Annotated in this window: 22 protein-coding genes; 7 read left to right on the forward strand and 15 right to left on the reverse strand. The window is 53.4% G+C overall.

Translation table 11 applies throughout. From position 1 onward, the window contains the following. Positions 1-402 precede the first annotated feature (402 nt). The 3 genes from MIM_RS16850 to groL all read left to right on the forward strand — a co-directional run bounded on the left by MIM_RS16850 (position 403) and on the right by groL (position 3,946). On the forward strand, positions 403-1,335 hold the full coding sequence (locus MIM_RS16850) for a hypothetical protein (RefSeq protein ID WP_144084671.1): 933 nt from the start codon (positions 403-405) through the stop codon (positions 1,333-1,335). A 591-nt stretch (positions 1,336-1,926) separates the two neighbouring features. After that, on the forward strand, positions 1,927-2,214 hold the full coding sequence (gene groES, locus MIM_RS16855; RefSeq protein ID WP_025373933.1) for a co-chaperone GroES: 288 nt from the start codon (positions 1,927-1,929) through the stop codon (positions 2,212-2,214). A gap of 85 nt (positions 2,215-2,299) precedes the next feature. Then, complete coding sequence (groL, locus tag MIM_RS16860; protein WP_025373934.1) at positions 2,300-3,946, forward strand: chaperonin GroEL; 1,647 nt, start codon at positions 2,300-2,302, stop codon at positions 3,944-3,946. Positions 3,947-4,108: 162 nt separating this feature from the next. Here the strand turns inward: groL and MIM_RS16865 are convergent, their stop codons facing one another. After that, positions 4,109-5,143, reverse strand: coding sequence for a helix-turn-helix domain-containing protein (locus tag MIM_RS16865; RefSeq protein ID WP_025373935.1), 1,035 nt, complete (start codon positions 5,141-5,143; stop codon positions 4,109-4,111). A 315-nt stretch (positions 5,144-5,458) separates the two neighbouring features. Between MIM_RS16865 and MIM_RS16875 the strand changes: the two genes are divergently transcribed. Next, positions 5,459-6,115, forward strand: coding sequence for a pyridoxamine 5'-phosphate oxidase family protein (locus MIM_RS16875; protein WP_025373937.1), 657 nt, complete (start codon positions 5,459-5,461; stop codon positions 6,113-6,115). An 82-nt stretch (positions 6,116-6,197) separates the two neighbouring features. Then, positions 6,198-6,761, forward strand: coding sequence for a DUF1097 domain-containing protein (locus MIM_RS16880; protein ID WP_025373938.1), 564 nt, complete (start codon positions 6,198-6,200; stop codon positions 6,759-6,761). Between the two features lie 134 nt (positions 6,762-6,895). On the opposite strand, the gene MIM_RS23710 is transcribed toward MIM_RS16880, so the two are convergent. Then, on the reverse strand, positions 6,896-7,045 hold the full coding sequence (locus tag MIM_RS23710) for a hypothetical protein (RefSeq protein WP_144084672.1): 150 nt from the start codon (positions 7,043-7,045) through the stop codon (positions 6,896-6,898). Between the two features lie 32 nt (positions 7,046-7,077). Between MIM_RS23710 and MIM_RS16885 the strand changes: the two genes are divergently transcribed. After that, positions 7,078-7,473 (forward strand): diacylglycerol kinase, encoded by a 396-nt coding sequence (locus MIM_RS16885; RefSeq protein ID WP_025373939.1) that lies wholly within the window; start codon positions 7,078-7,080, stop codon positions 7,471-7,473. Between the two features lie 6 nt (positions 7,474-7,479). Next, positions 7,480-8,304, forward strand: coding sequence for an orotidine-5'-phosphate decarboxylase (gene pyrF, locus MIM_RS16890; protein WP_025373940.1), 825 nt, complete (start codon positions 7,480-7,482; stop codon positions 8,302-8,304). Positions 8,305-8,413: 109 nt separating this feature from the next. Here pyrF and MIM_RS23715 read toward each other — a convergent pair whose 3' ends face one another. From MIM_RS23715 to MIM_RS16955, 13 genes are all read right to left on the reverse strand, one after another. Next, complete coding sequence (locus MIM_RS23715) at positions 8,414-8,677, reverse strand: FitA-like ribbon-helix-helix domain-containing protein (protein WP_407638121.1); 264 nt, start codon at positions 8,675-8,677, stop codon at positions 8,414-8,416. 168 nt (positions 8,678-8,845) lie between these two features. Then, a complete protein-coding gene (locus MIM_RS16900) occupies positions 8,846-9,358 on the reverse strand; it encodes a CinA family protein (protein ID WP_025373942.1) in 513 nt (170 codons plus the stop codon). Positions 9,359-9,360: 2 nt separating this feature from the next. After that, positions 9,361-9,912 carry a phosphatidylglycerophosphatase A family protein gene (locus tag MIM_RS16905; RefSeq protein ID WP_025373943.1) on the reverse strand — a complete coding sequence of 184 codons (552 nt, stop codon included), beginning with the start codon at positions 9,910-9,912 and terminating at the stop codon, positions 9,361-9,363. Positions 9,913-9,927: 15 nt separating this feature from the next. Next, positions 9,928-10,923, reverse strand: coding sequence for a thiamine-phosphate kinase (thiL, locus tag MIM_RS16910; protein WP_025373944.1), 996 nt, complete (start codon positions 10,921-10,923; stop codon positions 9,928-9,930). 163 nt (positions 10,924-11,086) lie between these two features. Then, complete coding sequence (nusB, locus tag MIM_RS16915) at positions 11,087-11,530, reverse strand: transcription antitermination factor NusB (RefSeq protein WP_025373945.1); 444 nt, start codon at positions 11,528-11,530, stop codon at positions 11,087-11,089. A 29-nt stretch (positions 11,531-11,559) separates the two neighbouring features. Then, the gene (ribH, locus tag MIM_RS16920) at positions 11,560-12,117 is read right to left on the reverse strand and encodes a 6,7-dimethyl-8-ribityllumazine synthase (protein ID WP_025373946.1); all 558 of its coding nucleotides are present in this window, start codon (positions 12,115-12,117) and stop codon (positions 11,560-11,562) included. A 16-nt stretch (positions 12,118-12,133) separates the two neighbouring features. Further along, complete coding sequence (gene ribBA / locus MIM_RS16925; RefSeq protein ID WP_025373947.1) at positions 12,134-13,282, reverse strand: bifunctional 3,4-dihydroxy-2-butanone-4-phosphate synthase/GTP cyclohydrolase II; 1,149 nt, start codon at positions 13,280-13,282, stop codon at positions 12,134-12,136. 103 nt (positions 13,283-13,385) lie between these two features. Next, positions 13,386-13,808: a RidA family protein gene (locus MIM_RS16930; protein WP_025373948.1), complete on the reverse strand. Its 423-nt coding sequence runs from the start codon at positions 13,806-13,808 to the stop codon at positions 13,386-13,388. Between the two features lie 89 nt (positions 13,809-13,897). Continuing rightward, a complete protein-coding gene (locus MIM_RS16935; protein ID WP_025373949.1) occupies positions 13,898-15,568 on the reverse strand; it encodes an AMP-binding protein in 1,671 nt (556 codons plus the stop codon). 71 nt (positions 15,569-15,639) lie between these two features. Beyond that, on the reverse strand, positions 15,640-16,809 hold the full coding sequence (locus tag MIM_RS16940; protein WP_025373950.1) for an acyl-CoA dehydrogenase family protein: 1,170 nt from the start codon (positions 16,807-16,809) through the stop codon (positions 15,640-15,642). A 2-nt stretch (positions 16,810-16,811) separates the two neighbouring features. Continuing rightward, positions 16,812-17,669, reverse strand: coding sequence for an enoyl-CoA hydratase family protein (locus MIM_RS16945; protein ID WP_025373951.1), 858 nt, complete (start codon positions 17,667-17,669; stop codon positions 16,812-16,814). Between the two features lie 47 nt (positions 17,670-17,716). Beyond that, positions 17,717-18,517, reverse strand: coding sequence for an SDR family NAD(P)-dependent oxidoreductase (locus tag MIM_RS16950; protein ID WP_025373952.1), 801 nt, complete (start codon positions 18,515-18,517; stop codon positions 17,717-17,719). A gap of 3 nt (positions 18,518-18,520) precedes the next feature. Further along, positions 18,521-20,881 (reverse strand): bifunctional salicylyl-CoA 5-hydroxylase/oxidoreductase, encoded by a 2,361-nt coding sequence (locus tag MIM_RS16955; RefSeq protein WP_025373953.1) that lies wholly within the window; start codon positions 20,879-20,881, stop codon positions 18,521-18,523. Positions 20,882-21,140: the final 259 nt, after the last annotated feature.

The following is a 21,140-nucleotide window of genomic DNA, read 5'->3' on the forward strand; positions in this document are numbered from 1 at the left end:
AGCCCTTACTTCGTGCCTTTCTATATGCGGATGCGGATGTATAGCTGGCTACTTTCCATACCTTTGTTGAATGAATAAAGTAGCCATATTGTTCCAATAAATTTTCATAGATACTTTCGCGTTTGCCATCCATCATCTGGCCCCTACATTCGTCTCTCGCCACATTTCACACTTTAAACAGTAGCGTATCCAATTATTAGAACTTGTGACACCGTCCTTTTTTTTGCAAAATTTAAGTTTCAAATGAAAATTTATTCAATATAATCATAATCTTAAAATTTTCTAAACTAGAAAAATCTTTGGTTATGAAAAAAAAACGATACAAATCATATTCTCAACCAAACAGCTCGGGTTTGGTGCCATGAATTAATGATCAGGACCAATTGCGCGAATTCCTCTCAATTGGAAAAAGTATTAGATAATATTTTTGATTCACCATCAGAACGTTCATCGAATAAATACTATAAATACTGGATGGCATTGCGATCCCCTCGCCCAAGCGTAATCGCCCGATGTGAAAAGAAAGTTCGCGATAGCGCCTGGTTAATGAATAATCTTTTATGGACAGCCATCAATCTAGAATCGCTAGACGACAATCTAGCTCGTCTGCTGCTGTCGAAGCTAGATACCCGTTATTTAAACAATGTAGGCAAGGATTGGTATCGGTCGGTTAACTTGTATCGTGATTCCTTCACGGACAAAATCCTGAGATTAACCACTTTAGATTCACTCGCTATTTTAGTCATACTGATCAAATTGGCACACCAACAAGGCGACCAACTACACGAAGTACGGATCGCGAAACAGTTATATCGTGGATTATTAATGATCGGTGCTCAATTGACAGAGCAAAACTTCATTTTGGAATCTTTCTTTTCCCTATTTGATAAATTCGTATTTAATCGAATAAATTGGGGAGATAGAAAACCGATAATGGATTTTCAGTTTTACCGTTTTGGTGTTCGATATTTAGATAGCCTATACCCAATAAAAGAGAATCTAGGACTTACCTTAGTTGATAAGACAGATAAGCAATACATTCTGGATCGATGTGAGTGTTTACTACCAGGCTTACTGGGTCAACGCAACCAGTCAAATATAGAGTCTCTTAATTTTATGTTAATGCCTAAGGATATCGAATATCGAAATTTATCTGACTATGATAATCTCGACGACTATATCGGTGTTTGGGTAACGGATCTAACAGCAATGAATTATTCTTTTGAGGATAACTCAATGTCATATTATAGAAATCGATACCTACATACAAAATTAATTGATTTTATCTTTAGTGAGCCGGGAATATTTGTAAACAATTCGGCAAATAAAAACTGAAAACGCTCAACAATAGATACTATTTTTTCGAAACATGTTGCTTCCCGACCATGATGTAGAATAGCGTCCATTACCCACAAAAGAGCTTCGAATAATCTATGTTGTATCAGCTCAAACGTGGTCTGGTTCTTCTATACTCAGATTTTTCAGCAAAAAAACAGAGTTAGGCTTCTTATCTTGATATTTTCCGAATTACGAGCTCCATAGCGTCAGATTTTCCGGAACGAGTCATTATGTGCACCCGTGTTTTTCTCCTCTATTAAGAGACAAAAAATCGAATTTTTCGATGAAATTTGCCATTTAATCTTAAGCTATTGATTTAAATAAAAAAATAAATCATCACAAAATAATCGCTCTGAATATAAAGTAGCCAGACTCTGATTCTAAGAAAACTTCGACAGTAAATAGTAATAGCTCCAAACTGAATGACAATCGTCCCCTCCCTCCGTGTCAAAAATGTAACAACCCATCTTTCCCTCTTGAAACTACGCTATTCATCCCTATAATTAGCACTCAGTAGGGTCGAGTGCTAACAGCCGCCCTGACTAACTCAATTTACCAACCTATTTTTATATATTCAGGAGTTTCTCCATGGCATTGCGTCCTTTGCAAGACCGCGTGATCATCAAGCGCCTCGATAACGAACGTAAAACAGCGTCCGGTATCGTTATCCCTGACAGTGCAGCAGAAAAACCAGATCAGGGTGAAGTTATTGCTGTTGGTCCAGGCAAAAAAACAGAAGATGGCAAAGTTATCGCCGTTGACCTGAAAGTAGGCGACAAAGTCCTTTTTGGTAAGTATGCCGGTCAATCCGTCAAAGTTGACGGTGAAGAGCTGCTGGTTATCCGCGAAGAAGAAATCCTCGCAGTAGTCGGCTGATCCGCCCGCAAAAACCAACCTGCCCGCCCTGCTTAAGAAGCAAGGCATATAAGGGCTACCGAGACATTCAATCAAGGAATTAAACATGGCTGCTAAGCAAGTATTTTTCGGTGACGACGCACGCGTTCGCATCGTCCGTGGTGTAAACGTTCTGGCAAACGCTGTTAAAACAACACTGGGCCCTAAAGGCCGTAACGTTGTTCTGGAGCGCTCTTTCGGCGCCCCTACCGTTACTAAAGACGGTGTATCTGTTGCCAAAGAAATCGAACTGAAAGACAAATTCGAAAATATCGGCGCTCAGCTGGTTAAAGAAGTAGCTTCTAAAACATCTGACAACGCTGGTGACGGTACGACAACTGCTACCGTGCTGGCTCAGGCTGTTGTTGAAGAAGGCCTCAAATACGTTGCCGCTGGCATCAACCCAATGGACCTGAAACGCGGTATCGACAAAGCCGTCGCTGCTGCCGTTACAGAACTGCAATCTCTGTCACGCCCATGCACAACCAGCAAGGAAATTGCTCAGGTTGGTTCTATCTCTGCCAACAGCGATAGCTCTATTGGTGACATCATCGCCAATGCCATGGACAAAGTAGGCAAAGAAGGCGTGATCACTGTTGAAGACGGCAAATCACTGGACAACGAGCTGGACGTCGTTGAAGGTATGCAATTTGACCGTGGTTACCTGTCTCCTTACTTCATCAACAACCAGGACAAACAGGTTGCTGCTCTGGAAGATCCATTCGTTCTGATTTTCGACAAAAAAATCAGCAACATCCGTGACCTGCTGCCTATCCTGGAACAAGTTGCCAAATCAAGCCGTCCTCTGCTGATCATTGCTGAAGACGTTGAAGGCGAAGCCCTGGCAACACTGGTTGTGAACAACATCCGCGGCATCCTGAAAACAACAGCCGTTAAAGCACCTGGCTTTGGCGACCGTCGTAAAGCCATGCTGGAAGATATCGCCATCCTGACCGGCGGTACCGTTATCTCTGAAGAAACCGGTATGTCTCTGGAAAAAGCCACAGTGGAAGATCTGGGTCAGGCCAAACGTATCGAAGTGGGTAAAGAAAACACCATCATCATCGACGGTGCAGGCGTAAGCGCAAACATCGAATCTCGTGTTAAACAAATCCGTACACAGATCGAAGAAGCCACTTCTGACTACGATCGTGAAAAACTGCAAGAGCGCGTTGCCAAACTGGCAGGCGGTGTTGCTGTGATCCGTGTTGGTGCTGCGACCGAAGTTGAAATGAAAGAGAAAAAAGCACGTGTTGAAGATGCCCTGCATGCAACTCGCGCTGCTGTTGAAGAAGGTATCGTTCCTGGCGGTGGCGTAGCGCTGATCCGTGCCAAGAAAGCCATTGCACAAGTCAAAGGCGACAACTCCGATCAGGAAGCCGGTATCAAACTGATCCTGCGCGCTGTTGAAGCTCCTCTGCGCACGATCGTTGCGAACGCTGGCGACGAGCCTAGCGTTGTTGTCAACCAGGTAGCCAGCGGTGAAGGCAACTACGGTTACAACGCTGCAACTGGCGAGTACGGTGATCTGGTTGAACAAGGTGTTCTGGATCCAACCAAAGTAACTCGCACAGCACTGCAAAACGCTGCATCTGTTGCCAGCCTGCTGCTGACAACTGAAGCCGCTGTTTGCGAAATCGTTGAAGACAAACCCGCTCCTGCCATGCCTGACATGGGTGGTATGGGCGGTATGGGTGGCATGGGCGGATTCTAATCCAGCCATATGCAACCCGGGCCTGCCTGGTGCAGGCCTGCAGCAAACTAACCCCGAACGGTTCGCCGTTGCGGGGTTTTTCTTTGGACGGCGATCCGAATGCCCGGCGCGCTCACTTCACCGCACGGCACACCCGATGTGATCTATCGCGCCTGACCTGCTTTACACTCCATGATCGTTTGGGTAGTGATAGCGATAGGCGCGGGGGGACATTCCATAAGTCAGATGGAATACTCGGCTGAAATGGGACATATTGCTGAAACCACTTTGCATCGCTACCTCAGTAATGCTCAAATGACTGTATAACGAGCTGGCTAGATAATGACGGCTGCGCGCCAGTCGCTGCTGCGTGAGATAACGCATCAATGAGGTGTCTTCTTCATTAAATAAATTATTGATGTAACGAACCGATAAACCCATGGCAGAGGCAATGACCTCAGCTTTCAGATCCGTATCCGTCAGATTACGGGCAATAAACTGTTTAACCCGTATTAATGCCTGGCTCCGATGGTGGGACATTTGCTTTGTTTTTCCCACAACTTGCTGTAACGATAAGGTAAACAGCTCCAACACCGGTTCTGATAGTGCCTGAAAAGAGGCTTGATCCAGTTGTTCTAATTGATTGACGGTAGATGAAATCATCGAGGCAGTAATAGCTCCCGCTCCATGCACAGTGGATAGCCTGGTTGCCGTCAGCCTGCTGATATTGGCAATGCGTTCGTCAAGCAAAGAACGGGGAATAGAAATTAAAATCTTGGAGAATGGCCCGGGAGTAGTAACACGATGTGGCTCAGTAGCATCGTATATCGTCATTTCACCTGGTTTGAGAAACACTTCCCGACCGCCCTGCTCAAGCTTGTACTGCCCCCTGGTCAACAATACGCCGAAATAACAATCCTGGGAAATATGCTCTGGTTCTTTTGGCAGCCTTTCGATCGTAATGGCATTGGACCGTATGGGAGACAAGCGCATTCCCTGTGACCAGAAGTAAATCAACATATCGTTATACAGATACATCTGATCGGGTGTTCCTACATCAACATTGGCGTACTCCCGACCAATCACTTCCTTGAGCCATTCCAACCGCTGACTGGTCGGTAGCGCTTCAGTACAAAACCGCTGCCCACCCAGCCGTTCAAAATTCGCCAGCAGATTCGAAGAAAATATCGTCGCTGAATGCCTATCAGGATATTCCATGGCATATCACCTTTTCAGTCAAAAAATACAGCCAACCGGAAAAAGTTTCCATAAGGTGGCTGCGGTATATTTTTCTCTGCTAACCATCCAGACAGGACAGCGTGGAACCAATAATACACAACATACCGGTAATGTGCTACTGATTCGAAGCGCCTGTATAGGGATTCTGAAGGTGCGGTTGCAGGCCTGACGTCTGGTTGGAATTCACAATCAAGTCGGTTTCCTTCAAACACTGTTTCCGGAAGAGCCCACACGGGTTATACAAGCTATTAAATAAAAATTCCATTAAACAGACATATGAGAAAAGGAGGTTTCATGCAACAGCTCTATGGCAAACAGCACCGGGCGTTACAACAGGATTTTGATACGGTGAAGCTCGCGGATGCCGTGAACGACAATATCGTTTGCACTGAAATTGGCGAAGAACATCGTGGTTTTATCGAGAGCCGCGAGATGTTTTTCCTGACAACCATCGACCATCGTGGTTATCCCACTTGTTCATACAAAGGGGGAAATCCTGGGTTCCTCAAAATCATCGACAGTAAAACCCTGGCGTTCCCGAGTTTTGACGGAAACGGGATGTTCCTCTCCATGGGGAATATCTCCATCAACAATCAGGTCGGCATGTTGCTGATCAACTTCGACATTCCACATCGCATTCGCATACATGGCAACGCCTCAATTCATCGTGATGAAGAGTCGCTCAAGATGTTCCAAGGCGCAGAGATAGTGGTATTTGTGGATATTGTGGAAATGTTCGTTAACTGTGCACGATACATCCACCGGTACAAGCGCGTCGCCAGCGCAAAGCACGTGCCACAGGAAAACGTGCCTGTTGCACTGCCGCACTGGAAACGGATAGAGGGCCTGCAGGAAGCCCTGCCAGCCCGGGACAAGCAGATCGCCGATATTTTGGGTGGCACGATCACCCCGGAACAATATGCCGAGATGCTTAGTAAAGGCGAGACCTGATACCGCCCGGCAGCGACTCAACAGTTAGCTGGTGAAGAGCGGCTAAAACCGGATTTTATGTATCACTGATGAAAGGATAGTCATGACTCAACTCAATGCAGCAACATTCAGCGCATTTGCACTGACAACCATCGTTCTTTATGTGCTTGGATTCTTCACTTTTATTCCACCGTGGGCCGTGTTCATCACATGGGCCTGTTTCTTTCATATGAATGGCGGGGCCAACCGCAATCTTGCGTTTATCACGACCATCAGGCATATGGCGCTCGGCGCAACAGCGGCATGGATATCAGCAATTGTCCTTTTGAACAATCCCTTCGACAGCGAATGGGGTCAGCGACTCTGGGGACCGGTGTGTATCGGTATCATCATAGCGATTCTTACAAGAATGGGAACAATTGCCCTATTCAGCGTGACTCCGGCAATCATCTACGGATACGCCAGCATCTTTGCCTTTGCCACCACGACGGGATTGTTTGCGGCGGAACACCTGCTATCGGTGTCGTTCAATAATGCATTGCTTGCAATAATGTTCAGCACCGTGGTCGGAGCCTCAGCTGGTTATATAAACGCCGCACTGGTTGCCGCTCTGGTCGGACAGGAAGCGACGAAGGCGTCCAAAATGGAGTCGGTTGTCAGTGAGTGATGTGAAAAGAGTGGATTGAGGATTGAGGGATTGGTAAATTGCAGGAGTAGCTCGCCCTGAGTCCTTTTTATCTGTAGAAAAAGATTGTGTCGTTCTATCATCCACCGAATGGACTACCCAGGGATTTAAGACGCTTACCCGCCTGACGCGCCTTTTGCCGCCCAGATGGTGTAGCGGCGGTTGCTGTTGTAGAAGACGTCAATATAATCGAATACACCAGCGCGGGTCATATCTCGGTTCTTGCAGACGCGTCTGAATGAGCCCGCACAGCGCCGTTTAATCAAGCCGTAGCGTTTTGTGAACTACAATGTCGTTCATGAACCGACCTAGCCATCCGCACATCCGCAAAAATCGAGGCGTACTGCGATTTATTCAGTCGACTGTGTATTCGGCACAGGGCTTTCGTGCAGCCTTTTCCAGCGAAGAAGCCTTCCGTCAGGAACTGATAGTCTGCATCACGCTCACGCCCTTTGCCTTTCTGCTGGGACGCAATTTTGCAGAGATCATCGTATTGCTTGGTGTATTGGTCAGCGTCCTGACGGTAGAGCTGATCAATTCGGCCATCGAGGTGCTGGCCGATACGGTCAGCGCAGAAACGCACCCGCTGATTGGCCAGACCAAGGATATTGCCAGTGCGGCGGTCATGATGGTGATCACTTTTGCGGGCCTGGTCTGGTTTGGTTTGCTGTTTGTCCGTCTGTTTTCACATTAATTATTCATGACATTTATAAAAAAACTGGAATCCGCCTGGCAAAGCCAGAACTCCCTGCTCATGGTCGGCTTAGACCCGGACCCCGAAAGACTACCGGTGAGCATGAAACAGAACCGCGAATCCACATTCGAGTTCTGCAAAGGCATTGTGGACGCATCGGCGCCCTACGCCTGCGGGTTCAAGCCGCAAATTGCCTATTTTGCCTCTCAGGGTGCCGAAGAACAGTTGTCTCAGCTGTGCGCCTATATCCATAAGACCTATCCGCATCTGCCCATTGTGCTGGATGCCAAGCGCGGTGATATTGGTACAACGGCTGAACATTATGCCCGCGAGGCATACGAACGCTATAAGGCTGATGCGGTAACGGTCAGCCCCTATATGGGATTCGACTCCATCGAACCGTACCTGGCCTGGAAAGACCGAGGCATTATTATTCTGTGCCGCACTTCCAACCCCGGCGGCTCTGATCTGCAGTTTGTTGAGTCCTCCTGCGGCGAACCCCTTTATCTGCATGTGGCCAGCCTGGTCGCGGAAAAATGGAATACGCATGGGCAGTGCGGCCTGGTGGTGGGCGCAACCTTTCCTGAAGAGTTAAGCAAGGTTCGCGAACGCGTAGGCGATGCCATGCCGCTGCTGGTGCCGGGCATTGGTGCTCAGGGTGGGGATATTGAAGCAACGGTGGCTGCCGGCCGCAATGGTGCCGGTACGGGCATGATGATTAATTCGTCGCGGGCCATTCTGTATGCCAGTTCTGACGAGAATTGGCAGGAAGAAGCGGCTCGGGTTGCCCGGGAAACCCGGGATCAGATTAATCAAGCGCGCGGAATCTGAAATCACATCTGAATAAGGCTGCCACAAAACGATAAGGGGCAGCCTTTCTTACATCACAAATAATGTATCTTGGATGGCGACACTATAGCCATCATCATTGTCTGCAGAATCACGCGGCAGGCTTATCCCGAAGCTGATCAACACACGCCACCTCGGCATCAGTCAATCCGCCCGCATCCTGAGCAATAGCCGTCATTAATGTACCGAGTTGAAGGCGCCCCTGCGGCCTGATTGCCTGTTCAAGAATACAAAGAATCTCAGCCTGTATGCCATGCCCATGTTGAGCGGCACGAAGGCGTAATTCACGATGAACGTCATCTGGAATATGTCGAATGGTGATAGATGCCATATTGATACACGCTTTTGGCTGCATTAATAGCAATTATCACGATGGTATCCAGGAAAATCAACTGGCACCAGCTTCTCCTGCTGGAAATACTCGTGAGGCCGTGCCCGAGTAACTTAGCATTGGACTGTATGATGAACGACACGACACAGCAAAAACCGAATCAGGCAAAGCCTGCCCTTCACCCAAACCCGTTCAATTTTCCTCAACAATACGCCGCGTAATTTCCATGGCATAGATTACCGCCTGGGTACGCACCTGGTGCCGGTCCCCGACAAAATGCTGTGAAAATGGCAGGGTGACGATGCCGTTGGCCTTGCGGTAGGAGACGGCGAAGCACACCAGCCCTACCGGTTTGTGCGCGGTGCCGCCATCGGGGCCAGCGATGCCGGTGGTGCTGACCGCGCAGGTAGACAGCGGTGCATTATTCAGCACGCCTTCGGCCATTTCAATGGCCACTTCTTCGCTGACGGCGCCAAATTTATCCAGGGCGCTTTGGTTGACGCTCAGCATATCCATCTTGGCTTCATTGGTATAGGTCACGAAGCCCCGGTCAAACCATTGGCTGGATCCGGGGACGCCGGTGATGGCGCCAGCCAGCAAGCCGCCGGTGCAGGATTCAGCCGTGCCCAGCAGCCAGCTTTTCTTTTTGAGCACTTCTCCCAGCTGGGCAGCCACCTGCCACTGATCACTCAACAACTCTGACATACTTACCCCAACATTCTGGTGGCGATCGCCATGATGAACAGCGTATAGGCCGCTGCCACCACGTCGTCCCACATGACACCGAACCCATTTTTGAGCGTACGGTCAAAGTAGCCGATGGGTGGTGGTTTGACGATATCGAAAAAACGGAACAGGATAAAGGCCACCAGTTGCCAGCCCAGATTCATGGGCGCAACCAGCAGCAGGACGGCCCAGAAGGCGACCATTTCGTCCCAGACAATGCCGCCATGATCATCCACCTGCATTTCCTGAGCCACGCGATGGCAGCAATAGACGCCATAGGCAAAGCTGGCCAGAATGAACAGAGCCATGTAAAAATCGGTGCCCAGCACAAAACTGAGCGGCCACCACAATACCCAGGCCAGCACGGTGCCCCAGGTTCCGGGACCCGGCCTGATCAGTCCGGAGCCAAGCCCGAAGGCGAAGAATCGATGGACATTAGCCCGGATCCAGCCGAAAGTAGGCCATTGCGTTTTCACGTTAGTTTGGGCGCCTGTGGCACCAGGTATCTTTTGCGTTTGAATGTCTTCTATCATGCAATTACGTGTGTGTTACGGCTTACGCCGACGAGCCGGCCGGAAATGGTCGAAACCTACTGGAAGCGCGGAAATATCCTGTTGCGCGGCATCAAGTACCCGCAAGCCCTGCCCAGCGTGAACACGACCAATCCGCGTCAGTGTTACCGACAGGCTGGCAGAAATGGCTTGCAGTGCCGCCCTGGCGGTTTGCGGCGCGGTAAAACACAACTCGTAGACGTCGCCCCCACCCAACACGGACTGACGCAATTGCTGCGGGTCGTCGTCTGGCAGGCTAAGATTAACAGGCATTAAAGATTCATACAATATAGCAGCGACGCCGCTGGCATGCAAAATATGTTTCAAGTCTTGTACCAGACCGTCGGAAAGGTCGATGACGGCATGCGCCAGCGGCCTGAGTGCAAGCCCCAGGCGCACCTGCGGCTCAGGCCATTCCAGGGCGCGCCGGGTGGCCTGCAGCGTCTGTATTTCCTGCTCATTCAGGACTTCGCCCGCCTTCTGGCGCAGCAGCAGATTCAGCGCCCAGTCGGCAGCGCCCAGGGTGCCCGAGACCCAGATGTCGTCACCGGGCTGGGCCCGGCCGCGGGTCAGAAAGGGTTGGGTGACTTCACCCAGCACGGTAACGCTGATGCCGATATCATGCTCGCTGCGGGTGGTATCACCACCGATCAGCGGGCATTGGTATTTATCAGCAAGCCGGTTAAAGCCCCGGGAAAAGGCCTCCAGCCAATCGGCATCGTAACCTGGTAGCGCAATGCCCAGCAGGCAGCCGCGCGGCGTCGCCCCCATGGCGGCCAGATCGGACAGGTTCACGGCCAGCGATTTGTGCCCCAGCGATTCGGGATCAACGTCAGAAAAAAAATGCCGCTCTTCCAGCAGCAGATCTTTGCTGACGGCCAGGGAAGTGCCCGCCGTTGGCGTGAAAATGGCGCAATCGTCCCCCACCGCAATGTCAACAGACGCTGCGGGACGGGTAAAATATTGACGGATCAGATCAAATTCGCCGGACATCGTGCTGCTCTTCTCTTGTGCGAGTAATGCTTCGCTAATGCAGTGGACTAATGCAGCGGGCTAATGCGCCCGAGGAATACCTGGGATGCCTGGGGCGCCTGGAATGCCAGAAGCGCCAGCAATGCCAGGCGCAGGCCCGAACGGCCCGGTTGGCCTACCGGAATCAGCGGCCGGCATTAACTTCAAGCGAACGCACGCGTGCTGCCAGTTTGTCCAGTACGCCATTAACAAACTTGAAGCCATCGGTGCCGCCAAACTCCTTGGCCAGCTCCACCGCTTCATTAATGGCCACTTTGTACGGGACATCGACATGGTGAATGAGTTCGTAACTGCCTATCAGCAGAATACCGTGCTCGATGGGCGAGAGTTCGTCCAGCGGGCGATCAATATAGGGCAGAAATGCTTCACGCAGCGCCGGCGCATCGGCAAAAACGCCATGCAACAGCGTTTTAAACCAGACCGGATCGGCGCTTTCAAATTCAGGGCTGTCCTGAATGTGCGCGTCGATGGAACCCGCCTCGCGCAGGTCAGTGTCGCCACTGACCAGCCAGGCGTAGATCCCTTGTAGGGCGAATTCGCGCGCCCTACGGCGCGCACTGCGATGCATTGTTTTATTATCCTGAGCCACTCGTTGTCCTATCGCCTTGGGGTATTAACTACTTCTTCAGTTTCATCATCTTCGTCGTCATCATCGTCATCGAGATCGTCGAAGTCATCATCTTCATCTTCCGACTCGGGCACCAGTGCAGCCGACAGATTGGCCATTTCCACGGCAACCTGGGCGCAATCCTTGCCTTTCTGTTCGGCACGGGCCTTGGCCTGTTCTTCGTCTTCAGTGGTAAGAATACCATTGGCCACCGGCACATTGGTATCCAGAGACACCCGGGTAATGGCCGCAGCGCTTTCATTGCTGACGATTTCGAAGTGATAGGTTTCACCACGAATAACCGCCCCCAGGGCGATCAGCGCATCAAATTCGTAGGTTTCAGCCATTTGTGCCAGTGTGAGGCCCACTTCGAGTGCGCCGGGCACAGTCACAACCATGATGTCGCGTTCGTCGACACCCAGCTCGCCGAGTTCGGCCAGGCAGGCTTCGAGTTCGGCAAAACCAATTTCCTCGTTGAATCGTGCGCACACGATACCGATATGCAGGCCTTCGCCATTCAGATCAGGGGCGAGTGTATAGGGTTTCATAGCCATTCCTTTAAAGTCAGCGGGGGTCAGTAGAGGTTTCGTAACCTGTCACGGTCAGTGCATAACCGGTCATGCTTGGCATTTTACGTGGAAGTGCAAGCAGGCGCATCTTTCCGACGTTCAATTCACGTAATATTTGCGCGCCGATTCCGTACGTGCGCAAATCGTAGCGATCGTCCTTGCGCGCGGTGCTCTCGGTTTCTCCCCATTTCTCCAGCGCCTCGATCAAACCCTTTTGCGAGCCCTGGCAGTTGAGCATGACCAGAACGCCGGCCGGGCTGGCGGAAATGACTTCCAGCGCCTGTGCAACGCCCCAGCTGTGGGCATTGCGTTCGAGGTCCAGCAGATCCAGTACGGATACCGGTTCATGCACGCGCACCAGCGTTTCCTGCTCGGGATGAATGTTGCCATGCACCAGCGCAATGTGCCCGGCGCCCGACATGCTGTCCTGGTAGGAGACCGCTTCGAACTGCCCGAAAGGCGTTTTCAGGGTCTTGCTGCCCAGGCGGCGGATCATGGATTCGTTTTCGCTGCGATACTGGATCAGATCGGCGATGGTGCCGATTTTCAGATGATGTTCGCGGGCGAAAGTGACCAGATCGGGCAGGCGGGCCATGCTGCCATCGGGTTTGAGAATTTCGCAGATGACCGCCGCTGGCGTGAGCCCGGCCATGGCGGTCAGGTCACAGCCCGCTTCGGTGTGCCCGGCACGGATCAGCACCCCGCCAGACACGGCCTGGACCGGGAAAATGTGCCCCGGATTCACCAGATCCTGCGGCTTGGCGTTTTTGGCAACGGCCGCCTGGATGGTGCGGGCCCGGTCGGCAGCGGAAATACCGGTAGTGACGCCTTCGGCGGCTTCGATGGAGACGGTAAAGTTGGTACCAAATGAAGTGCCGTTGCGCGAGGCCATCAGCGGCAGCTCCAACTGACGGCAACGCTCCTCGGTAAGCGTGAGACAGACCAGGCCACGGGCGTGGGTGACCATGAAGTTGATGGCGTCGGGCGTGACAAAATCTGCTGCCATGACCAGATCACCTTCGTTTTCACGATCTTCTTCGTCGACCAGGATAACAATACGCCCCGCCTTGAGCTCTTCAACAATTTCAGAGACGGGAGAGATGGTGCAGTCGGGCACCAGAGAAACAGGGGCGGCAGAAGTCATGATCGTGCTTGAATCCGGAAAGACTGGCTGGCGCAACGCACCAACAATGAGCAAAAGCGTTATTTTACCCCCGCCTCCCTGTAAAAGGCGACAAAACCCCGATTCAGCCCGAGGATTGTTGCGTGCCCCGCACCACGGCGGTGACCTCGATTTCCACCTTGGCCCGGTCTTCTACCAGCGCGGCCACCTGCACTGCCGTCATAGACGGGAAATGCCGACCGATAAGATTGCGATAATGCTCGCCAATCGCCGGATAGGCGGCCACGTATTCGCGCTTGTCGGTCACGTACCAATTCATGCGGACAATATCGGACGGTGCGGCGCCCCCTTCCCGGAGAATGGCGACAATATTCTCCAGAGTCTGGCGCACCTGTTCGCCCAGGTCGTCTGACTCAAACTGCTGCTGACCATTCCAGCCAATCTGGCCGCCCACGAACAGCAGGCGGCTGCCGGCTTCAACGGTGATCATGGTGCCGTTGGCGTAGCCGCGGGGTTTGGTCCAGTCTGACGGTTGCAATATTTCCATGTTTTCAGTTCCCATTCCTTGATTAGCCATTCCTTGATTAGCCATTCCTTGATTGGCCATTCCTGTTATCGATTCCTTTACCGACCCCATCACCGGATTTCAGTCATTTTTCTCAGGACAAAGCGCTGCAGCTTGCCGGTTTCGGTGCGCGGCAGCTGCTCAATAAACTCAATTTCACGTGGGTACTTATAGGGGGCCGCTTCCTGTTTCACATAATCCTGCAGGGCGGCGACCAGTTCGGGGCCGGCTGTAAAACCCTCGTTCAGCACGATATAAGCCTTGACGATCGCACCGCGCTCAGGGTCGCTGCGGCCAACCACCCCGCAATCGTTCACCGCCGCGTGAGTCATGAGCACGCTTTCGACTTCCGGACCGGCAATGTTGTAGCCAGCCGAAACGATCATGTCATCGTCGCGGGCGCGATAGTAAAAGTAGCCGTCGGCATCCATCACAAAGGCGTCGCCGGGCAGGTTCCACTGCTGTTGCACATAACGGGACTGGCGCTCATCATCCAGATAGCGACAGCCGGTAGGACCACGCACCGCCAGGCGGCCCAGCGTGCCGGGCGGCACCTCGTTCATATCCGCATCCACCACCCGGGCCTGGTAACCGGGCACCACCCGTCCGATGGCTCCATCCCGGATGTCGGTGCCGGTACTGGAAATATACACATGCATCATCTCCGTCCCCCCAATGCCATCTGTCATATTGATGCCACTGGCGTTCTTCCATATCTGGCGCGTGTCATCGGGCAGCGCCTCGCCGGCCGAAACGCAGACGCGCAGGGAATCCAGCGCATAGCCATCGGTCAGCGCGGCCATCTTGCGATAGAAAGTGGGCGCCGTGAAGGTCATGGTCACCTTGTGATCCTGAATAATCTGCAAAAAGGATTCAGGGATCAGCTTTTCTACCAGCAGAGTCGAGCCGCCGGCACGCAGGGGAAAGCACAGCAACCCACCCAGCCCGAAAGTAAATGCCAGCGGCGGCGTGCCGCAGGCAATATCGGTTTCCCGGGTTTGCAGTACCTCGCTGGAAAAGGTATCGCACATGGCAAGCACATCGCGATGAAAATGAATACACCCCTTGGGTTTGCCGGTAGTCCCACTGGTAAAGGCGATGATGCAGGGGTCGTCGCGCTGCGTCTGTGCATCGTATGGGGCAGCGCTTTTACTGTCGGCCCGTGCCTGCATGCTGTCTGGGGTATGGGACGCATCGGGGCCGGCAATACCAAATGTCATGATCTGCTTCAGGGTCGGGCAGTAGTTCGGGTTGTCGGGATTACGACAGTGCGCCAGTTCGTCCAGCAGGCGTTCATCGCAAAGCGCTGCCTGCGCCTGCGAGAGCTGAAGAATCGTGCCCAGTTCCCGGGCACGCAGCAGTGGCATGGTCGGTACGGCGATAATGCCGGCCTTCAGGCACGCCAGCAGCGCGCCGGCCATGCCCACATTATTGGGGCCACGCAGCAACAGGCGATTGCCGGGCACCAGTCCCAGATCGTCAATGAGCACGCGCGCCAGTTGATTCGTCCATTGCGCCAGTGCCTGATAGCTCATTTGTTGCTGCACACCGTCCTGCAGCCAGCGTAGCGCAATATTCTGGCCACGCCCTTGCTGTACATGACGATCGACCAGTTCCACCGCGCTGTTGAGCTTTTCCGGATAGCGCAGTTGCGGCAAGTCGAACAGGTACAGCGGCTGCTGCCGGCTATCGGGCAAATGCTCTATGACAAAGCGGTCTTGCAATCCTGTCTGTGCTGTCATGGGTTGTCTCCTGGGTTGTTGGCTCACCCGTTGTTGCGGCTGAGCCAGGAAGTCTTTGCTTCCGTGTCGGTTCAGTCCCGCAGTAATTCACGTGCAATAATCAGCTTCTGTACTTCGGTCGCCCCTTCGTAGATACGCAGGGCGCGAATGTTTCGGTACAGTTCTTCCACAGCTTCGCCGGCCACGACGCCCTGCCCGCCAAACAGCTGCACGGCCCGGTCAATCACCTGCTGCGCCTGTTCGGTTGCAAACATCTTGGCCATGGCGGCCTCTTTGGTGGTTCTGGCCTGATACACGTCGCGTCGCCAGGCCGCACGATAGGTCAGCAAACGGCTGGCATCCAGCGCAGTTGCCATATCGCCCAGCGCTGCCTGTGTCAATTGCAGGTCGGCCAGCACGCCGCCGAACATCTGACGGGTTTTGCTGCGCGCCAGTGCTTCGTCCAGCGCCCTGGCCGCGAATCCATTGGCCGCCGCCGCGACCGAGGCCCGAAAGATATCCAGCACCTGCATCGCCAGCTTGAAGCCCTCGCCTTTGGTTCCCAGCAAGGCTTCGGCAGGCAGACGACACTCCTTGAATTTGAGTACGGCCATTGGATGGGGCGCCATGACCTCAATCCGCTCAGACGCATCCAGCCCCTGCGCTGTGCTGTCCACGATAAAGGCGCTGATACCACGTGCTCCTGGCTGAAACTCCGTGCGCGCAAAAACACAGTAAAAATCGGCGATACCGCCGTTGGAGATCCAGCTTTTGACGCCATCCAGCACGTAGTCGGCGCCATGTGGCGTGGCCTTGCACGACATGGCGGCCACGTCGGAACCGGCATCGGGCTCGGACAGGGCAAAGGCGGCAATCAGTTCACCACGTGCCACACGCGGCAGATAGAATTGTTTCTGCGCGTCGGATCCGCCCAGCACAATGGCGCCGCTGCCCAGGCCCTGCATGGCGAAGGCGAAATCGGCCAGGCCGTGATAGCGTGCAAAGGTTTCACGAATCAGGCAGATAATGCGTGAATCAATCTGCTCCAGCGCACCACCCCAGCTTCCCTTGGGGCCTGCCGGCACGGCGTAGCGTAGCCAGCCGCCCTCCCCCATTCTTCGCACCAGTTCGCGACAAATGTCATCGGTATCGCCTGCTGGCAAATTGCGCAGATGTTCCTGTGCCCAGCGGTCCAGCTCAACCGCAAGATGACGGTGCTGTTCTGTGAAAAATGGCCAATCCAGAAATTCGTGATCAGACATGCTCAGTCTCCCTCGAATATCGGTCGGCTTTTTGCCACGAAGGCATGATAGGCTCGGTGAAAGTCCCGGGTCTGCATGCAAATGGCCTGCGCATGCGCTTCTGCATCAATCGCATCATCCACCCCCATATTCCATTCGTGATGGAGGCAGTGTTTGGTCATGCCATTGGCAAAAGTGGGGCCGGCTGCGATCTGCGCCGCCATGGTGTGCGCAGCCGCGAGCACCTGATCTGACTCATGCAGCTGGTTATAGAAACCCCACTGGTGGCCTTCCTGACCAGACATGGACCTGCCGGTATACAGCAATTCGCTGGCGCGGCCCTGACCGATAATGCGCGGCAAAATGGCGCACGCGCCCATATCTGCCCCCGCCAGGCCGACGCGGGTAAACAGAAAGGCGGTTTTGCTCTCTGCCGTACCCAGTCGGATATCGGACGCCATGGCCAGAATGGCGCCGGCACCGGCACATACCCCCGCGACAGCCGCAACGATTGGCTGAGGACAACTACGCATGGCCTTGACCAGGTCTCCGGTCATCTGGGTAAACGCAAGCAACTGGGGCATGGTCATATGGGTAAGCGGCCCGATAATCTCGTGCACGTCGCCACCGGAACAGAAATTGCCACCGGCGCCGGTCACCACCACCACCTTGATATCGCTGGCGTAGGACAGGGCGCGAAACAGATCGCGCAATTCTGCATAAGACTCAAAAGTGAGCGGGTTTTTCCTTTCCGGCCGGTTCAGCGTAATGGTGGCCACCTTGTGATCTTCGCTCACCTGCCAGCTAAAATGCGTGGCCCGATAGCCAGCCAGTGGCTTGTGCTGATCCTGCATGGGGTTGATGTCATTTGTGATCGTCATCGAATATCTCCTGTTTTCCTGCTCTGGAAAATGGACCGGTTACGCCGTCATCCGGCCATTTTCTCGCCGCCGTCTACCGGCACGGCCTGCCCGTTAATACTGCCCGATTGCGGCAAACACAGCCACAGCACGGCATGCGCTACTTCCTCCGGCTGCACCAGCCGTCCCTGCGGGTTATTGCTGGCTAACGCCGCCCTTGCCTTGTCAGCCGTCATGCCGGTTTTAGCCATCATATTGGCGACAGCCCCGTCAAGCAGCGGCGTTTCGGTATAACCCGGGCACACGGCATTAACGGTGATATTTTTTCCTGCCAGCTCCAGGGCAAGGGCACGGGTCAGGCCCACCACGCCATGCTTGGCGGCACAATAGGCGGTCACATAACCGTAGCCCTTGAGTCCGGCAACGCTGGCTACATTTACAATCCGCCCCCAGCCCTGCGCCAGCATATCGGGCAGTGCCGCGGCGATGCATTGATACGTGCCGGTCAGATTCACCTGCAGCATCCGGTTCCAGAATTCGGTATCCATGCGATCGAAACGTTCACTTTGCGCCTGCCCGGCATTGTTGACCAGAATACTGATCGGCCCAAAATGCGCCCGCGCTGCGTCAAAGGCACTGCCTATTGCCTTTTCATCTGTGATATCGGCCTGTACCGTATGCACTTGCCCGGAACCCGTAGCCAGCCCGGCCACCGCTGCTGCCAGGCGCTCGCCGTTACGAGCCAGCAGCGTTACCCGGGCGTCGGCATCCAGCGCCAGGCGGGCCACTTCCAGCCCGATCCCCTGGCTGGCACCGGTGATGAGCACGTGACGATTGTCCAAAGATGGTGTAGCAGTCTGCGTTGTCATGATTTATCCGTTCTGCATTGATTGGGCCCGTTCGAACAGCGTCTCGATTTGCCGCTTGCCGGCGCTGTACTGTCGCGGCCAGTTCACTTGCGTATAGCCGATTTTGGCGGTTTCGCTTAATGTCCAGGCCGGGTTGGCCAGATGCGGACGGCCAATGGCGCATAAATCGGCACGACCCGAGGCAATAATACTGTTGACCTGATCCGCTTCCGTGATGGCGCCGACTGCCATGGTCGCGATGCCCTCCTGATTGCGGATTTCGTCTGCAAATGGCGTTTGATACATGCGTCCATAGACCGGCTTTTGATCGGGACTGACCTGGCCCGATGAGCAATCAATCAGATCGGCCCCCGCAGCCTTGAAGGCACGGGCGATAAGCACAGCGTCATCCGGGGTAATCCCCCCTTCCACCCAGTCGCTGGCCGAGATACGTACATTCAGCGGCCGGTCTTCGGGCCACACCGCACGCATGGCAGCAAAGACTTCAAGAGGAAACCGCAGGCGGTTTTCCAGTACGCCGCCGTAGGCATCGCTGCGCTGATTGGTTAATGGGGAAATAAAGCATGAGAGCAAATAGCCATGTGCGCAGTGCAACTCCAGCACATCAAACCCTGCCTGGGCGGCACGCTTAGTGGCCTGCACAAACTCATCTGTGATTTGCTGCATGCCGCTAGGGTCCAGCGCTGTCGGCGTTTGCGATACATCCGGCAAATAAGGCAAAGGCGAGGCCGACACCAGTGGCCAGTTGCCCGATTCCAGCGGCATATCAATACCGTCCCACGCGGCTTTGGTCGAGCCCTTGCGACCGGCATGCCCCAGTTGAATACCGATTTTCGCATCCGACTGCGTGTGAACCGCCTGCACAATATGTTGCCAGGCCTGCATTTGAGTCTGGTTCCACAAACCAGGGCAATACGGTGTGATGCGCGCCTGCGGTGAGACGCAGGTCATCTCAACCATCACCAGTCCGGCACCGCCCAATGCACGCGCCAGCAAATGCTGAAAGTGAAAATCGCCCGGTACGCCATCGGTGCAGGAATACATGGCCATGGGAGAAACCACGATTCGGTTTTTCAGTACCACAGAGCGCAGACTGAACGGGGTCCACATCGGTGGAATCGCAGCGATATCGCTGTCTGCTGCCATTGCCGTTACCGTGTCGGGCTGGCTCGCCGGCGTGCCCTGCACACTGAACCAGCGTTCAAAATGATGCATCCACTGCGAATCGCGCAGCCTCAGGTTTTCATGTGAAATACGCTGAGAACGTGTGAGCAGCGAATAGGCAAATTGTTCCGGCGCCAGTTTGCTATAGCGTTTGACATTCTCAAACCATTCCGTCGAGTTGCGTGCTGCATTCTGGATTTTCAGTACTTCAACGCTGCGCAGCGCTTCGTAATGCGTGAGTGCAGCGTCGATATCGCTGCAGGTTTGAAAACTGCCGGCCAGTTCTATGGCATCTTCCAGCGCCAGTTTGGTGCCCGAGCCGATGGAAAAATGCGCGGTATGCGCCGCATCGCCCATTAGCACCACAGGTACCGTTTTACCGTTAGGCAGCGTTTGCTTATGCACCCACTGTCCACAGATGACGCGTGGAAACTGGATCCAGATGGCTGAACCGCGCAGATGCTTCGCGTTCGACAACAGCTTATGGCCGTCCAGCCAGGGCGCGAACAGTTTCTCGCAATAGGCAATACCATCCTCTTGCGACATGCTGTCGATACCCGCTGCACGCCAAGTTTCATCACGGGTTTCAACAATGAAGGTGGACATGCCTTCTTCATATTGATAGGCGTGCGCCTGAAACCAGCCATGTTCTGTATTAACAAAGGCAAAGGTAAACGCATCGAACGTTTTTTGTGTACCCAGCCAGACAAAACGGCAGCGCCGTGTGTCGATGTCGGGCCTGAATGTATCGGCGTAGCGTGTCCTGATCCGGCTATTGATGCCGTCCGAAGCGATGACCAGATCGGCATCATAGTCCACAGCCAGAGCCTGATCGTCTTCGACGACGGTTTCAAATACCAGTTCCACGCCAAGATCCAGGCAACGCTGCTGCAGGATATTGAGCATTTTCTTTCGCCCGATGCCGATAAAGCCATGGCCGCCGCTGCGGATGGTGGTTTGGCCGATATGAATATCAATATCATCCCAGTGGTTGAACTGGCGGATGATTTGTTCCGCAGTAGGCAAATCGGCCTTCTTCAGGTTTTCCAGCGTTGCGTCTGAAAATACGACCCCCCAGCCAAAGGTATCAAAGGGACGGTTGCGCTCAATCACCACGACCCGGTCCTGGGGATTGCGTTTCTTTAACAGCAGCCCGGCATACAAACCTGCGGGGCCACCACCAATACATACAATATTCATGACAGATCCTTTGAACACAGCCTGTGACCATCGCCCGTCGAACCGTTACTATGGTAGCGATTCAGTACAGACGGGGGCCTGCAGCACAGCGGTTTTGTCTCTTTTACAATTGTAATTTATTTTAAGTTTAAACTAATTTATAATGCACTACAAACTTTTTTTAATTAGGTGTAACGGCAGTCATGCCAATTACCTTCAGCAGGCACGAATACTGAGTGTAATAAGTGCTGAGTGTAATAAGTGCTGAGTGTAATAACGT

Origin of the sequence: Advenella mimigardefordensis DPN7, assembly GCF_000521505.1 — a bacterium.
Taxonomy (GTDB): Bacteria; Pseudomonadota; Gammaproteobacteria; order Burkholderiales; family Burkholderiaceae_B; genus Advenella; species Advenella mimigardefordensis.